A 17689-nucleotide genomic window follows, 5' to 3' on the forward strand; every position below is an offset into this window, starting at 1 on the left:
AAAAAGGTCATTTAGTGATAATTTGAAGGTTAGCTTTTTTGTCATTTTGATGAAATATTCTCATTTACGAAACCGTTATAGGTTAAAATTTAAATTATTTTAGGTGTTTTTGTTAAATTTGCTATTATTTTTTAAAGAAATTATCATGAAGACAATTGCCCCAGCTCTTGAAGTGATAACTAACTCATACGGAAGTTCTTTTACCTACAGCAAACACGCCGAAAAGACCAATAGCAAAGCTCATTTATGGCATTATCATCCAGAGATTGAGTTGGTTTATATTAACGGCGGGGCAGGAAAAAGACAAATAGGAAGCCATGTTTCCTATTATACAAATGGTAGTTTGATTTTGATAGGGTCTAATTTGCCGCATTGCGGCTTTACGAATGAACAAACGGGAAACGTAAACGAAACGGTTATTCATATCAAACCTGAATTTTTAGGGAATGACTTTTTTGTTGTACCGGAAATGAAAAAGATTCAAAATGTTTTAAGTCAGTCTAAAGGCGGAATCGCTTTTGGAGGTGAAACTAAAAAACAGATTGGAAAAAAAATAGAAGCGATGGAAGACCAGCTTCCGTTTGAACGTTTGCTGACACTTTTAAGTATTCTGGATGAATTAGATTCGTCTGAAGAATATACAATGCTAAATGCAGACGGTTTTACAATGGAACTGCAAACGCAGGACAGCGATCGTATGAATGTGGTTTTTAATTATGTTAAAGATAATTTTCAGCAGTCTATCGCTATCGACGAAGTTTCGAATTTAGTGAGTATGACAACGCCTTCTTTCTGCAGATATTTTAAAAAGATTTCCAATAAAACTTTTACAGAGTTTGTAAACGAATATAGATTGGTGCATGCCTCTAAACTTTTGGCAGAAAAACCTATAAGTATTAATGAAGTTTGTTACGAAAGCGGTTTTAATAATTTCAGCCACTTTAGCAAATCTTTCAAACAATACACAGGTAAAAGTGCATCGCAATACCGTCACGAACATAAGATTATTATTAGTTAATAGTTTTTTTGAAGGTTAAATTTATTAGCCACGAATTCACGAATTATATTAAATTAAATTCGTGATTCGTGGCTATTTTTTTTACAGATGTAGAGAATCATTTTAATTTGTGTAATCTATAGTTTGTTCAGAAAAAAGGTATATTTACATTCCTTTAATCAAAAAAACTATCAAAATGAAAAACCTTAAAATTTTAGTATTCTTTGTTTTTCTGTGTATTTCGTCAATGACATACGCAGCAAAAGTAGATACTTTACAAATTGTAAGTACCGCCATGAACAAAACCTACAAGGCAGCTGTAGTTTTACCAAATTCGTATGCAAAAAGTAAAACCACGTTTCCGGTAATGTATTTACTGCACGGAGCATACGGGCATTTTAGTGACTGGTTAAAAAATACTCCCAATAAAAAACTGGTTCAGAGTTTATCTGATCAATATAATTTAATCATCGTAATGCCCGAAGGTGAAACGTTTAGTTTTTATCTGGACAGTCCTGTAAATAAAGAAAGCCAATTTGAAACTTTTATTACGCAGGAAGTAGTTCAAAAAGTAGACAAAACATACAGAACAATTAGCAACAGGACAGGAAGAGTTATTACCGGACTTTCTATGGGCGGACACGGCGCTTTATATCTTTCTGCAAGACATCCTGATTTATTTTGTGCAGCCGGAAGTATGAGCGGGGCAGTAGATATGAGTACAATGCTTAACCGTGAATCTTCGGCGCAAGTAGTAAAATTAATGCAGCCTGTTTTTGGAGACAAAAGTGATAATTCGGAGTTGTATGCGCAGCATGCCGTTATGGGAATGCTGGATAAAATAAAAATAAACAAATTGCCTTTAATTATTGACTGCGGAGTAGATGATTTCCTTATTGAGCCCAACAGAGAATTACACCGCCGATTGGTATATAATAAGGTAGAACACGATTATACTGAACGTCCTGGCGCACATACTTGGGAATATTGGGAAAATTCCTTACCTTACCATGTATTATTTTTTAGCAAGATCCTGTTTAAGAATCAGCTTGTTGTAAAAAAATAATAAAAAAATTTATTCCAAAACCTGTTTAACAAAATTTTTGGTTTGGTTTTTGGAATGCTTTTATAAACTTTAAAAAAATATATATTATGAAAAAGATACTTACGTTATTCGCTGTTGTTGGGTTATTTGCCTTTACTGGTTGTGAAGGGCCGGAAGGGCCACAAGGGCCTCCAGGATATGATGCTCCAGTTTCGGAAGTTATTGAAAGAGAAGTGGATTTTACTTCCAATAATGGATATTTGGTAACTGTGCCTTTAACACCAGCAATTTATAAAAATGATGTAGTCTTAGTTTATCATTTGTATGCAATTCAAAGTGGAAATGATGTTTGGAGACTAATGCCACAAACATACTACATGACTGATGGTGGGGCTCTAGATTTTAATTTTGATTATACATTAAATAGAGTTAATATTTTCCTTGGAGCAGATTTTCCATTAAATACACTTTCTCCAGATTGGACTCAAGATCAGATTTTTAGAATTGTAATTGTTCCGGCAGATATTTTTGAAACAGGAAAATCAATTAATAAAGCTGATTATTCAGATTATAATGCTGTAATCAAAAAGTACAAACTTGATGATAGTAATGTTAAAAGAATAAAATTATAATAGACTATAATATATGTAAAAAAAGGAAATCGAAAGATTTCCTTTTTTTATGAATTTTAATTTATTGTTTTATAAATGTTGATTGAGAAGTATATCCTCTAGATGATCCTATTGTGGTTACAAACATATTTATAAAATAAATACCCGGCTGGAGATTTGAAACATCTAGCTTGGTTAAATTTAAGCTAATAGCTGTATTGCTGGCAGGTGTTACTGTGTTACCAGTACTATTAGTAATTGTACTATTAGTAATTGTAACAGTAGCTCTGGTAGTTTCTATGTTTAAAAGTGATGTTGTTGGATTAGGATAGATTTTTATAGATTGATTTTCTCCCGATGGAGCTTCAAAAATTATTTTTACAATATTGCTTAGATAATTTATATTTTTTGTGTAGTCATACACAATTCTTTTGTAGTATTGTGTTTTAGACTCAAAAGCGTTTCTGTACCCATATTTGATTGGGGTATAATTTTGGTTTGTTGCTTCATAGATCGGCGTCCAGTTTACGTTATCTTCAGATATCAGCCATTGATAATATATTCCTAGTGCGGAAGTACCAGTAATTGGACTTGCAAGATTGTCTGAACTAACGGTTTGATCGCAACAGATTGTATTTTTTGTTAAGTCAGTGATTAACGGTACTACGTCAATAATATTACTAGTTGCACATCTTCGATAGTCAGATTTATCGGTTATGTTTTCTAATATTAATCTTCTATATTCCATCGGTAAATTGGATTTCGTTGGGGTATAATTTATCTGTGTTGCTCCAGAAATATCTTTCCATCCATATGTTTGAAAATAACCTGTAATATTATCCCATCTTAATGGGTATTTAATTCTACTCTGCCATTGATAGTTATTTAATGGTTTAGTAATAACTGGGGGCCTAGATGCAGTAGTGTTTTCTGTATGAGTTTCTGTTGCTTGATTCCCTAGTATAGTTCGAGGGTTTTCTCCATTTAGTAAGTATTGATCATTTTGAATAAAATTGTCTATTTTTAGATTATTATGATATGGTAAAAAATCAACAACATAATACCTGAATGTATTTGGAATTGATACTGCTCCATTACTAAAGGTTGTTCTTTCTCTTATAACAACTGGATCATAGAAAGCTGTATTGGTTTTTATTACTTCTCCGGCATCATTAATCCAATCTTGTGAAGCTATGCTATAATACTTAGTAAATTCAGGGAATAGCGGAGTTCCACCGTAAGGGCCAATTTCTTCTTGAGGATTGGGGGAGACAGGTGGCGTAGGAGGTACTCCATTTTTAATTACAGATAAGTTATTACTTTTATAAACTACTCCAGTTTTATATTCGGCATAAATATATCCTGAAGTACTAAAGTTACTTGCTGTTAAAGTTACAACAAAACTTCGAGAAGCTGTTTTTCCCTCGCCAAAAAATAACGCACCACCATTTCCATTAATTACTATGTTGTCATTTAAACCATTTACGGAATGAATGGTAATTGTTCCGCTATTTCCTGGTATTGCTGGCATTTCGACTGTAACACTTAGTGATACACTTGATGAAGCATTTGAACCTAAGTTAATTGGCCCGCCACTAACACTTTGACCATTGACAGCTGTCGGTGTGAGCGTAACTTTTTGCCCAAATGAAGTAAAGGCTAATAAGAAAACAAAAATGGCGTAAATGTAATTTTTTCTCATGATAAAAATTTATGGTTTATAATGAGATAAAAATAGCATTTAAATATGTAAAATCTTATTTTTAAAAGTTAAAATATAGTATTTGTCTTATTTTTAATGATTTAACGAAAATAAATAAAAAAGGAAATCGTAAGATTTCCTTTTTTTATGAATATATATTGAAACACTATTACAAATCAGAATCAGTAAGTTCTTTTTCTTTTCCAAATTTAAGCGAAACCAAAATTCCAACTAAAAGCGAAAGTGCAATAAATCCTAATGAAGCCCATTCTGGAACGTGAATCCATTCATGAAGAAGCATTTTTAAACCTACGAAAGCTAAAATAGCAACTAAGCTATATTCTAAGAAACTGAATTTTGCCAGCATATTTGCCAGGAAGAAATACATAGAACGTAAACCTAAAATGGCAAAAATATTAGAACTAAACACTAAAAAGGGGTCTGATGTAATGGCTAAAATTGCCGGAACGCTGTCTACAGCAAATAAAACGTCCATGACTTCAATTACAATCAAAGCAACAAAAAGCGGCGTTGCAGCCTTTTTTCCTTTTTCGGTTAAAATGAAAAATTTCTCATGCTCCATGTGTGAAGTAATCGGGATAATTTTTCCTAATGTTTTGTATACAAACGAATCCTTAGGATTAAAATCTTCATCTTCTCCTGAAAACAACATTTTTATAGCGGTAAATACTAAGAATACTCCAAAAACATAAGTTGTCCAGCTAAATTTATTAATCAGCATAACACCGAAGAAAATCATTAAACCACGAAAAACAATCGCACCTAAAATTCCCCAGAATAAAACACGGTGCTGGTACTTTTGCGGAATTTTAAAAGAAGCGAAAATAATGGCAATTACAAATATGTTGTCAACGCTTAAAGATAATTCGATTAAATAACCCGTAATAAACTTCATCGAAGCCACAGCGGGTTTTAAGCCGTCGGGATTTGCAATATAATCTGTAGTATAAAGCCAATAGATAACTCCTGAAAACAGAAAGGATAAAGTAACCCAAATTAATGTCCATTTGCTTGCTTCTTTGGTGCTGATAATATGCGGTGTTTTGTTGAATACACCTAAATCTAAAGCAAGAATAAAAACTACAGCCAGTAAAAAGAGAGTCCAGACTATCATGATGTTTTTTTTAAATGAATTACACAAAGGTAAGTTATGAAATTTTACTGAAAAAGTTATTATAAGAAAAGTCTTTTAAATTTAATTTGTGAGATATAAGATGTAAAATCTGTTTAAATCAGCGTTATCTATGTGCTATTACATAAAGCTTTATAATTTTTGCTAGTGTGGCTGCTTCGTTCCTCGCAATGACAAGTTAGGGCATAAAAAAAAGTGCCAACAATTACGATGGCACTTTTAGGATATATTCTAAGCTTTAAATTATAGCGCTGATTTAACAGTTTTGATAATTCTTGCAGCAATTTTGTATGGATCTCCGTTTGAAGCTGGTCTTCTGTCTTCTAACCAACCTTTCCAACCTTTTTGAACAGTCATTAAAGGAATTCTGATAGAACATCCTCTGTCTGAAACTCCATAAGAGAAATCGTGAATAGAAGCAGTTTCGTGTTTACCAGTTAAACGTTGGTCATTGTAAGCTCCGTAAACCGCGATATGCTCAGCAGTAACAGGACGGAAAGCCTCACAAATTCTTTCGTAAGTAGCTTGATCTCCACATGTTCTTAACACCTCGTTAGAGAAGTTAGCGTGCATTCCAGAACCATTCCAGTCAGTATCTCCTAGAGGTTTTGGGTGATATTCAATATAGTAACCATATTTCTCAGTCAAACGATCTAATAAGTAACGAGCAACCCAGATTTCGTCTCCGGCTTTTTTAGCACCTTTAGCGAATAATTGGAATTCCCATTGTCCGCAAGCAACCTCTTGGTTAATACCTTCAAAGTTAATTCCGGCAGCGATACATAAATCAGCATGTTCTTCTACTAATTTTCTTCCGTGAGTGTTTTTTCCACCTACCGAGCAGTAGTACATACCTTGTGGAGCAGGATAACCTCCAACAGGGAAACCTAATGGCAATAAAGTTTTAGTATCCATGATGAAATATTCTTGTTCGAATCCAAACCAGAAATCACCATCATCATCAATAGTAGCTCTACCGTTAGAAGAGTGAGGAGTTCCGTCAGCATACATAACTTCTGTCATTACTAACCAACCGTTGATACGAGTTGGATCAGGGTAAATAGCCACAGGAACTAATAAACAGTCAGAAGATCCACCTTCAGCTTGTTTTGTTGACGAACCATCAAATGACCAATTTCCAAGTTCTTCTAATGTTCCTTTGAAATTTTCGTGTTCTTCAACTTTAGTTTTACTTCTAAGATTTTGAGTTGGTTCGTATCCATCTAACCAAATGTACTCTAACTTAATTTTAGCCATAATAATATAAATTTATTTTTTTTTGTTTTTTCGCTGGGTCAAATATAGATTTATTTTTTTAGTCCTAAAAATTAGGGGGCTATTTTGTTTGGCAGACAACAATTTTTTTGAGAAGCGCAATTTTGATAGGGGTATATTTTAAAAAAAGCAATTTTAAACACATAAAAAAAATAAATTCGTAAAAATAAAGGTAAGTTTTTGAATTTTAGGGTTAAGGAATTATGAAAAAATGTTTATTTAATGAATAATACTGAGCTTTTTTGTTATATTTCTTTACATCATCTTTATTATTCTTTAAAAAAAGCTTCATATGTTGATAAATCGGCGTATAAAATTCTCGATTTTAAGTTTAAAAAAGGGGCTTTTATTGTTTATATTTGTTGCTCATTTTTTTGTGAAAATTATTACGAATTTTTAAAATTATATACATGTCAACATTACGTTTCCAAGCTTTACAAGAAGCTTCTACAAGAAAGCCGGTACACTTTGAAGAAATTGATAAAAAATCGAATCTTTTTGGATCAAATGTGTTTAATGAGAAAGCAATGAAGCAGTTTTTAACTTCGGATGCTTTAAAAGGAGTAAGAGATGCCATTCAACACGGAACGAAAATAGAACGTAAACTGGCAGATTATATCGCCATGGGAATGAAAGAATGGGCATTGGCCAAAGGAGTTACGCATTATACACACTGGTTTCAGCCGCTTACCGGAACTACTGCAGAAAAACATGATGCTTTTTTTGAAACGTCGTATGATGGAAGCGATCCTGTGGAGAAATTTGGCGGCGCACAATTAGTGCAGCAAGAACCAGATGCCTCAAGTTTTCCAAACGGTGGTATCAGAAATACATTCGAAGCAAGAGGATATACGGCCTGGGATCCAACTTCGCCAGCCTTTATATATGGAACAACTTTATGTATCCCGACTGTTTTTATTGCTTATACAGGTGAAGCCCTGGATAATAAAATACCTTTATTAAGAGCATTATCAGCAATTGACGAAGCGGCTACAGAAGTTTGTAAATACTTTGATAAAAATGTAAAAAAAGTAACCGCAACTTTAGGATGGGAACAGGAATATTTTCTTATAGATAAAGCTTTGGCAAATTCACGTCCAGATTTAGTGATGACAGGAAGAACTTTATTGGGGCATACATCTGCAAAAGGACAGCAGTTAGACGACCATTATTTCGGATCCATTCCAACTCGCGCTCTTACTTATATGAGAGATTTAGAGCAGGAATGTATGTTATTAGGAATTCCGGTAAAAACACGTCATAATGAAGTGGCACCAAATCAGTTTGAGCTGGCACCAATTTTTGAAGAAACAAACCTTGCCGTAGACCATAACTCTTTATTAATGGATGTGATGCAGAAAGTTGCAGAGCGTCATGATTTTAAAGTTTTATTTCACGAAAAGCCATTTAAAGGTGTAAACGGTTCAGGAAAACACAACAACTGGTCATTGGCAACAGATACCGGAGTTAACTTATTGAGTCCGAGTAAAACACCAATGAGTAATTTACAGTTTTTGACTTTCTTTATTAATACAATAAAAGCAGTAAATGACAATGAAACTTTACTTCGTGCATCAATCGCAACGGCAAGTAACGATCATAGGTTAGGAGCAAACGAAGCGCCGCCGGCAATTATGTCGGTATTTATTGGAGCACAATTGACAAAAGTTTTATCTGAATTAGAAAGTGTAACAACTGGAAAATTATCTCCGGAAGAAAAAACAGATTTGAAATTAAATGTTGTAGGTAAAATTCCAGATGTATTATTAGACAATACAGACAGAAACAGAACTTCACCTTTTGCCTTTACAGGAAATAAATTTGAGTTTAGAGCAGTAGGTTCAAATTCAAACTGTTCTAATGCAATGACAACTTTGAATGCAATTGTAGCAAAACAATTAAAAGATTTTAAAAATGAAGTAGAAAACCTGATCGAGTCGAAAGACATGAAAAAGGACGATGCTATTTTTAATGTTTTAAGAGAATACATCAAACAATCTAAAAAGATTCTTTTTGAAGGCGACGGTTATAGTGAAGCGTGGGAGAAAGAAGCAGGAAAAAGAGGTTTGAGTAATTTTAAAACAACTCCGGAAGCTATAAAAGCTAAAGTCTCTAAACAAGCTCTGGATTTATTTGCTGAATTGGGAATCTTTAATCACATTGAAGCCGAAGCACGCTACGAAATTGAATTAGAAGAGTACACCAAGAAAATCCAAATTGAAGGAAGAGTTTTAGGAGACATTGCCAGAAATCATGTTATTCCAACTGCAATTCGTTATCAAAATACATTAATTGAAAATGTAAAAGGTTTAAAAGAAATCTTCGGAAAAGAATTTGAAACTATTGCAAAAGAGCAAATCACTTTGATCAAAGAAATTTCTGGTCATATTGAAGGAATCAATTCTAAAGTTTTGGCCATGACCAATGAAAGAAAAAAAGCAAATCAGTTAACTGATGGTCAAAAAATGGCAGAAGCGTATTGCAATACTGTAAAACCATATTTTGAAGACATCCGTAATCACTGTGATAAATTAGAATTATTGGTTGATGACGAAAGCTGGACATTAACTAAATACAGAGAATTATTATTTACGAAATAATTTTTTGCCACGAATTACACGAATTTACACAAATTCTATTTTTCAAAAATCATCCAATAAGGATGATTTTTGTTTTTTAAGAAAAAAAATTAGTGTAATTCACTGCAAAACTTTTTTGAATCCTATACTCGAATACCTAAAGAATTAAAAAAAGGGATTATCTTTGCACCACATCAACACAAACTAATTTTCATGAGTTCAGATTCTAGCAAAAGATATGCACAGAGAGGTGTTTCGGCATCAAAAGAAGACGTACATAACGCTATAAAAAATATTGACAAAGGTTTATTTCCACAGGCATTCTGTAAAATTGTCCCTGATTATTTAACTCAGGACAACGAACATTGTCTTATTATGCATGCCGACGGAGCGGGTACAAAATCATCTTTGGCCTATATGTACTGGAAAGAAACCGGAGATCTTTCGGTTTGGAAAGGAATCGCTCAGGATGCTTTAATCATGAATATTGACGATTTACTATGTGTTGGCGCAACCGATAATATTTTACTTTCTTCAACCATTGGAAGAAATAAAAATTTAATTCCGGCCGATGTTATTTCGGCAATTATCAACGGAACAGAAGAATTAATCAACGAACTAAAATCTTTTGGAGTAACCATTCATTCAACCGGAGGAGAAACTGCCGATGTTGGAGATGTAGTTCGTACAATTATTGTTGACTCAACTGTAACAGCTCGTATGAAACGTGCAGATGTGGTTGACAATGCTAATATTAAGGCTGGAGACGTAATTGTTGGTTTGGCTTCTTTTGGTCAGGCAACTTATGAAAAAGGTTATAACGGAGGAATGGGAAGCAACGGATTAACATCTGCCCGTCACGATGTTTTCGGAAAATATCTGGCTAAAAAATACCCTGAAAGTTACGATGCCGCTGTTCCTGAAGAGTTAATTTATTCTGGTCAGGTTAATTTAACTGATGAGGTTGAAAATAGTCCAATAAATGCAGGTCAATTAGTACTTTCTCCAACGAGAACTTACGCACCAATTATCAAGAAAATTTTAGATAAATACACACCAAACGAGATTCACGGAATGGTGCATTGCAGCGGCGGTGCGCAGACTAAAATTTTACATTTCGTTCAGAATTTACACATTATAAAAGATAATTTATTCCCGGTTCCGCCATTGTTCAAGTTAATTCAGGAACAATCAAAAACCGACTGGAAAGAAATGTATCAGGTTTTCAACTGCGGTCACCGTATGGAAATTTACGTTCCGGAAAATATAGCACAAGATATTATTGAAATTTCAAAATCATTCAATGTTGATGCGCAAATCGTAGGTAGAGTAGAAGCAGCCGATGCTAAAAAACTAACGATCACCAGCGAATATGGAACATTCGAATATTAAATTTTATTCATCATATAAGTAATATAAGTTCATATTAAATTGGACGTGTTAAAAATGTCAGGCTGAGCGAAGTCGAAGCCCCGTTCTAATTGGTAAACAATGGCATTCATTTATATTTTCTTATATCACTTATATGGTTTAAAAACACACACCTCATTATGTACGAACTGCTTTTTTGGAGATATATAGACGAAATTTACCTAAACCATCACGAGGTTTACGAAGCTCTTGTTGAAAAAGAAGAAGTTGACGGTCTTGAAAAACTTCCTGTTGAGGTAATTATCAATCGTATCAACTCTGTTTTCTCAAAATGGGAAAGAGTCGATGAAAACAGCTGGAAAAACAAAGACGGAAAAGGCGCATTTCAAGTTATTACCACTCCGCAAAGCATTAAAATTGATTGTTATGGAACCGAAGGAAAAACCATGAATCAGTTAGTAGATTTGATGCAGGAATTTAAATGCCCGCTTTACGATCCGCAGGTTCCGGAACGTTATGATGAAATGAGTGAATAACTTTGTGAATCTCCACGAATAATACAAATGTCCCTATGGGGCATTTTTTTTTGGATTTGAATTATTTAGATACCAATAAAATACTCCTGAGGAGTATGGCTATAAAAAGATTTTGTTGAATTATATTTGTAATTAATTGACAATATTATTTCTAATGAGAAGTGACTAGGATATTATCTCGTATAGATAACTCGTCGGTAGAAAAAAAATATTGCAATTTAAATATGTCCCATAGGGACATTTGTTATTGAAAAAAAATATCTCAAATATTTAACTAATAGAAATAAACCAATGGATAAAACTTCAAATTTCAGTTTTACAGATAATATAATTTTAGAAGACGATTTAGTTTTACTACGCCCAATTCAGGAATCAGATGTAGAAAATTTACTGGAAATTTCAATCAACGAACCAGAAACATGGAAATATTCTTTAGTTGGTGCAGAAGGAAAAGACAATTTGATCAATTATATTCAATTGGCAATAAAAGAAAGAGAAAAACAAAAAGAATTTCCATTTATTGTTTTTGATAAAAAATCTCAAAAATACGCCGGTTCAACCCGTTTTTATGATATCAATCTTGATTTTAAAACTTTACAATTAGGTTATACTTGGTACGGATCAGCTTTTAGAGGAACCGGACTAAACAAACATTGCAAATTTTTATTACTTCAGTTTGCTTTTGAAACCCTTGGAATGGAGCGAGTAGAATTTCGTGCCGATAATAATAACGAAAGAAGCATTGCTGCAATGAAAAGCATTGGCTGTAAGGTTGAAGGTGTTTTAAGAAGTAACATGCCAACACGCGACGGTAATATTCGTCGTGATTCTATTGTTTTAAGTATCCTAAAAAACGAATGGTTTGAAGAAGTAAAAGAAAACTTAAAGCGTAAGCTTTAAAAAGAGCCGGTAGGCTCGACCCATATTGTAGGGCTGGATTTTAATCCAGTTTAAAGAATGGATAAGAAAAAAAGAGCCGCTAAGGTCAACCCATATTGTAGGGCTGGATTTTAGACGGTTTTAAATTATACGAAATAATCAGCCGTTCCTTAAGAATAGCTCGTAAAATAGACCGATTCATTAAACTGGATTGAAACCCAGCCCTACAATATAAACCGTTCCTTCGGAACTCTTGTTTATTTCGTATAATTTTAAATGAATTTTTTCTACAGAAATTAAATCGATCGCATTTTTTTATGAAGCAACAATTCAATATAATCATTGTAAAGAGCCGTCAGGCTCAATTCATATTGTAGGGCTGGATTTTAATCCAGTCTGTATTAGTTTAAAATTATAAATTATCGTAATTTTCTGAACGAAACAATTATTGAAAATACCTGATGAATATTTTACAAAAACCTGCTTTTATTATTGCATTTGGAACTTTAATGTTTGCTTTTACGGTAAATACAAATGCGCAGAAAAAAGAAAACAACCTTAAAAATTTGATTCAATATGTTGATCCAATGATTGGAACAGCAAAAATGGGACACACCTATCCGGGAGCCACAGTACCTTTCGGAAGCGTGCAATTAAGTCCCGAAACAGACACAATTGCATACAGTTTAAACGGAAAATACAATGGCGAAGTTTATAAATATTGCGCAGGATACCAATACGAAGACAAAACAATTGTAGGTTTCAGTCACACCCATTTTAGCGGAACAGGCCATTCTGATTTAGGAGATTTTCTAATTATGCCAACAACTGGAAAATTGCAATTGAATTCGGGCGTTGCTTCAAAACCTTTACCAGGTTACAGATCTGCATTTTCTCATTCAACAGAAAAAGCAGAACCGGCTTATTACAGCGTTCTTTTGGAAGATCATAATATTAAAGCTGAATTGACTGCAACAACCAGAGTAGGGATGCACCAATATACATTTCCAAAATCAGATGAAGCACACATCATCCTCGATTTAACTTCTGGAATTTACAATTACGATAAAAAGAATGTCTGGACTTTTGTACGTGTAGAAAACGATACTTTAATTACAGGTTATCGCCAGACAAACGGCTGGGCGAGAACCAGAACGGTTTATTTTGCTATGTCTTTTAGTAAACCAGTTAAAAGTTACGGACAAGCCGCACAGGAAAAAAGTGTTTACAGAGGTTTTTGGGGAAGATTTGATCAGACTAAAAACTTCCCTGAAATGGCAGGTCAAAACCTAAAATTGTTCTTTGATTTTGATACAAACGAAGGAGAGAAAATCAAAATTAAAATGGCTTTATCGCCCGTAAGTTCTGCCGGAGCAGTAGAAAACATGAAAAAAGAAATTCCGGATTGGGATTTTGAACGAGTTAAAAAGCAAAGCCAGGAAATTTGGAATAAGGAACTGAATAAAATTCAGATTGAAACCATTCAAAAAGAAGATTTAGTGAACTTTTATACTGCGATGTACCACGCTTTTCTGGGCCCGACAGAATATATGGACCTTGACGGAAATTACAAAGGTTTGGATATGAATGTTCACAAAGCCGGTAACTTTAAAAATTATACAAGTTATTCATTATGGGATACCTATAGAGCTTTACATCCTTTATTTAATATTGTACAGCCTTCCAGGAATTCAGATATGATAAGCTCGATGCTGGCACATTCAGACCAAAGTGTGCATAAAATGCTGCCAATCTGGTCTCATTATGCCAATGAAAACTGGTGTATGATTGGATATCATTCTGTTTCTGTAATTGCCGATGCAATTGTAAAAGGCAATACAAATTTTGATACTGAAAAAGCGCTTCAGGCTTGTGTAAAAACAGCTAAGGTTCCGTATTTCGACGGATTGGAATATTATATGAAAAAAGGATACGTTCCTGAAGATAAAAATGGTTCATCGGTTTCTAAAACTTTAGAATATGCTTATGACGACTGGGCGATTGCGCAGGCGGCTAAAAAATTAGGAAAAACGGATATTTATAATGAATTCATCGAAAGATCTAAGAATTATAAAAATGTTTACGACGAAAAAACGGGCTTTATGCGCCCGAAATTAAACGACGGCACTTTCAAAAAAGAATTTGATCCGTTAGATACACATGGACAAGGTTTTATCGAAGGAAATTCATGGAATTACAGTTTGTATGTTCCGCAGGATCCTGCTGAGATGATTAAAATGATGGGCGGGAATGATAAGTTTAAAGTCCGTTTAGATTCATTATTCAACATGCATTTGCCGGATAAATACTTTGAAAATACCGAAGATATTACAAGAGACGGAATCATAGGGAATTATGTTCATGGAAATGAACCTTCACATCATGTAGTTTATTTATACAACTGGACAGATTCACCTTGGAAATCACAAGATAAGATCAGAATGATTCTTAAAAAAATGTACCGAAATGGTGCAGATGGTTTAGGAGGAAATGATGATTTCGGACAAATGAGTGCCTGGTATATTTTCAGTAGTTTAGGATTTTATCCTGTTGCACCGGGTTCTGACGAATATGCTTTAGGAAGCCCTTTGGTTAAAAAGGCGATTTTCAGTTTAGAAAATGGAAAAAACTTTGAAGTTGAAACCGTAAATCAATCGGATAAAAATGTGTTTGTGGATAAGGTTTTGCTAAATGGAAAGGAAATTTCGAGACCTTTCCTGAAACATGAAGATGTTATTAATGGCGGCAAAATTACTTTTTATATGAGTGCGAAACCGAATAAAAAGAATTATCAAAATCAATAGGGATCACGGATTGTGCTGATAAAACAGATTTACACTGGTTTTATTACGATGTCACCCCGAGCGAAACGAAGGGCTTTTGAAACGAAAATGGGCTTCGACTTCGCTCAGCCTGACAAAAGAACAAAATTAAATTCGAGAAAATTTGTGCAATTCGTGGCAGAACAATAAAAAACTTCACGAAATTTGCACTTAAAATAAAGACAATTAAATATGAAAATAAATTTAAAATCAGGAATTGATAAACTACTTTTCGGAATGAAGCAGAATGACGTTACAGCTGCTTTAGGAAAACCTGATAAAAACTATAAAGACGAAGATGAGAATGTGATTTTTGTATACAATGCTTACAAAATCAGATTGACATTTTATGAGGAAGAAGATTTGAAATTAGGTTATTTGGTAGCTTCAAGCAATGATTTAGAAGTTTTCGGATTCAAATTAATTGGAAGAAAAATTGCCGATGTAAAGAAAGATTTTGCAGCAAAAGGAATTACAAAATACAATCAGGAAACTTTTGACACTTTCGAAAATTACTTCAACGAAGACAATTGGTTTATTCTTCAAACTGAATTTGATGAGGTTGTGAAATTCGAGATTGGCGCCATTATCAATAATAAAGATGAATTTGACTGGAAGTTTCCGGTTAAGAAATAAAATATTAAACACAAAATCATTGCGAGAAACGAAGCAGCCGCACTATAATAAGTTATAATCAAAATAGATACTCGATATGAGATTGCTTCGTTCCTCGCAATGATAGAAAACAAAAAAACCGACAATCACTTGTCGGTTTTTTTATAAGTTTAAAAGAAATTATCCTTTCAGCCATGCATTTTTAAGTTTGTCTTTTGAAGCATCAGTTGCTTTAAAAGTTTCAGTCTCTTCAAATGGTAATTTTACAGTTCCTTTTATAGTTTCTTCTTTACCATCACGTTTTATTTTTACAGTAATTGGATCATTTTCTTTCCAGTTTTCACTTTCACCAATAAGTTCGTAGATGTTTTCTAAAGAATATGCTTTGTTATTTACTGCTAAAATAATATCGCCGCCTTTTAAGTTTAAATTCTTGAAGAAATCGTTTAGCTCAACATCTGGACGAACTGCAATTTCTTTTGTCTGCTTATCAATTTTGATATAAGGCGTTTGTCCTTTTAAGAAAACTGCTCCGGCTTTTTTCTCCGTTGCTTTTGTCACACCAACTTTTGCTAAATAAAAATCGTAAGGAATTGGAGTTGTTCCTGCTACATATTTGTTTAAGAAATCACCAACTTCAGGGTAAGTCAATTGTGTGATTTTAGCAAATAATTCATTATCGTTGAATGGTTTGTTAACACCGTATTCAGTTGATAATTTATGCATTAAATCAAGAATTCCTCTTTCTCCGTTACTTTTTTCTCTAATGATAATATCGATACACATTCCGATTAAAGCACCTTTTTGGTAAACGTTTAAGTATTGGTCTTTATAAGGTTGTTCTAAAACATTAGCACTCATCTTAGTAAATGACATTGTATCATCTAACTTTTTTGCCTGCTCAATTTTATCTGCAATTCTAGTGTAGAATTCTGCTTCATCAATTAAACCTTGGTTGATTTGGAAAAGATTTGCAAAATATTCTGTTACACCTTCGTACATCCATAAATGCTCAGACATTTTTGGGTCATTATAATCAAAATACTGAATTTCTTTTGAGTGAATTGTCAATGGAGTTACAATGTGGAAAAACTCATGAGAAACAACATCTTTCATTGATTCTACCAATCTTTCTTTTGGCATAGATTCAGGAAGGACAACTGTAGTAGCAGTTGGATGCTCTAAAGCTCCAAATCCATGTGCATCGTCTTTAGCCATGCTGGATAAGTACAATAAAACAGTGTATTTTTTATTTGCATTTACTTTTCCTAAAAAGTTTTTCTGAGCTGTCATCATTGTTTTCATTTCAGGAGTAATACTTTCTGCAGTAAATTTCCCAGTTGGAGAATAAACAGCAATTAAAATATCCATTCCGTTAACGTTGAAAGTAGTGTAATCTGGTTTAGAATACATAATTGGATTTTCAACTAAAACAGCGTAACGCGGCGTAGTAAAAACATCACTTGTTTTGCTTACATCTTCATCTGTCATTGAAGTTGCACCCCAAAGTGTTTCAGTATGTGTAATGGTAACTTTATACGGGATTTCTAATTTATCCTGAAAATACCCAACAAAACCGTGCGTATTTACCAGGAAATTTTCTCCGGCTTTAATGTTTGTTCCTGCAGGTGAGAAAACATCATCGTTGCCAAATCCGGTCCCTTTTTCAGTGTCAAAAGTATCATTAACTAAATAAGTAATTTTTTTTAGCGCTTTAGCATTAGTAATTGACCATGAATTATCGCCAAGTCTAGTTACTTTTAAAGCATCTCCTTTAGCATCAAAAGCTTTAAAATCATCTGAGTATTTTCCGTAATTATCAGTAGAATAGGTTCCTGGGACTGTTTTTGGAATACTGTAGATGATTTCATCTGTTTTAATTGGCGGAGGTGTTACAGTTACCAAAACTTTATCGTCTTTTACATCAACAAGATTAATGTTAACGTCTACGACATTTTTTTCAGAAACTGAAGAACTTCCTGTTTTACAGCTCCAAAGCGTTACTGCAAGAGCTAAAGTGTAAAGTATTTTTTTCATTTGTTTATGTTTAGTTATACCTATGAGACTAGAAAATTACAAAATAGTTACAAAATCATTGTAAAAA

13 protein-coding genes are annotated in these 17689 nt (G+C 33.5%); 9 read left to right on the top strand and 4 right to left on the bottom strand.

Features of this window, described 5'->3' with window-relative positions; translation table 11 throughout:
• Positions 1-145: 145 nt before the first annotated feature.
• The 3 genes from ASD98_RS11015 (at position 146) to ASD98_RS11025 (ending at position 2674) form a co-directional block, all read left to right on the top strand.
• Positions 146-1018: an AraC family transcriptional regulator gene (locus ASD98_RS11015; RefSeq protein WP_056204257.1), complete on the top strand. Its 873-nt coding sequence runs from the start codon at positions 146-148 to the stop codon at positions 1016-1018.
• Between the two features lie 175 nt (positions 1019-1193).
• Positions 1194-2063: an alpha/beta hydrolase family protein gene (locus ASD98_RS11020; protein WP_056204260.1), complete on the top strand. Its 870-nt coding sequence runs from the start codon at positions 1194-1196 to the stop codon at positions 2061-2063.
• Positions 2064-2149: 86 nt separating this feature from the next.
• Positions 2150-2674 carry a hypothetical protein gene (locus tag ASD98_RS11025; protein ID WP_056204263.1) on the top strand — a complete coding sequence of 175 codons (525 nt, stop codon included), beginning with the start codon at positions 2150-2152 and terminating at the stop codon, positions 2672-2674.
• Positions 2675-2735: 61 nt separating this feature from the next.
• Here the strand turns inward: ASD98_RS11025 and ASD98_RS11030 are convergent, their stop codons facing one another.
• From ASD98_RS11030 to ASD98_RS11040, 3 genes are all read right to left on the bottom strand, one after another.
• Positions 2736-4355, bottom strand: coding sequence for a T9SS type A sorting domain-containing protein (locus ASD98_RS11030; protein WP_056204265.1), 1620 nt, complete (start codon positions 4353-4355; stop codon positions 2736-2738).
• A gap of 169 nt (positions 4356-4524) precedes the next feature.
• Positions 4525-5490 carry a TerC family protein gene (locus ASD98_RS11035; RefSeq protein WP_056204268.1) on the bottom strand — a complete coding sequence of 322 codons (966 nt, stop codon included), beginning with the start codon at positions 5488-5490 and terminating at the stop codon, positions 4525-4527.
• Positions 5491-5751: 261 nt separating this feature from the next.
• Positions 5752-6765, bottom strand: coding sequence for a glutamine synthetase beta-grasp domain-containing protein (locus ASD98_RS11040; protein WP_042563234.1), 1014 nt, complete (start codon positions 6763-6765; stop codon positions 5752-5754).
• Between the two features lie 428 nt (positions 6766-7193).
• Here ASD98_RS11040 and ASD98_RS11045 point away from each other — a divergent pair, with 428 nt between their 5' ends.
• The 6 genes from ASD98_RS11045 to ASD98_RS11070 all read left to right on the top strand — a co-directional run bounded on the left by ASD98_RS11045 (position 7194) and on the right by ASD98_RS11070 (position 15606).
• Positions 7194-9383 carry a glutamine synthetase III gene (locus ASD98_RS11045; protein ID WP_056204270.1) on the top strand — a complete coding sequence of 730 codons (2190 nt, stop codon included), beginning with the start codon at positions 7194-7196 and terminating at the stop codon, positions 9381-9383.
• A 192-nt stretch (positions 9384-9575) separates the two neighbouring features.
• Positions 9576-10754, top strand: coding sequence for an AIR synthase related protein (locus ASD98_RS11050; protein WP_056204273.1), 1179 nt, complete (start codon positions 9576-9578; stop codon positions 10752-10754).
• A gap of 158 nt (positions 10755-10912) precedes the next feature.
• Entirely contained in the window at positions 10913-11269 is a 357-nt protein-coding gene (locus ASD98_RS11055; protein WP_056204277.1) for a hypothetical protein, read from the top strand.
• A 291-nt stretch (positions 11270-11560) separates the two neighbouring features.
• On the top strand, positions 11561-12169 hold the full coding sequence (locus ASD98_RS11060; protein ID WP_056204280.1) for a GNAT family N-acetyltransferase: 609 nt from the start codon (positions 11561-11563) through the stop codon (positions 12167-12169).
• Between the two features lie 440 nt (positions 12170-12609).
• A complete protein-coding gene (locus ASD98_RS11065) occupies positions 12610-14952 on the top strand; it encodes a GH92 family glycosyl hydrolase (protein WP_056204283.1) in 2343 nt (780 codons plus the stop codon).
• 210 nt (positions 14953-15162) lie between these two features.
• Positions 15163-15606 carry a hypothetical protein gene (locus tag ASD98_RS11070; RefSeq protein WP_056204286.1) on the top strand — a complete coding sequence of 148 codons (444 nt, stop codon included), beginning with the start codon at positions 15163-15165 and terminating at the stop codon, positions 15604-15606.
• 159 nt (positions 15607-15765) lie between these two features.
• Here the strand turns inward: ASD98_RS11070 and ASD98_RS11075 are convergent, their stop codons facing one another.
• On the bottom strand, positions 15766-17622 hold the full coding sequence (locus ASD98_RS11075; protein WP_056204289.1) for a peptidase M61: 1857 nt from the start codon (positions 17620-17622) through the stop codon (positions 15766-15768).
• Positions 17623-17689: the final 67 nt, after the last annotated feature.

The sequence above is a fragment of the Flavobacterium sp. Root186 genome, assembly GCF_001428525.1.
Classification (GTDB): Bacteria; Bacteroidota; Bacteroidia; order Flavobacteriales; family Flavobacteriaceae; genus Flavobacterium.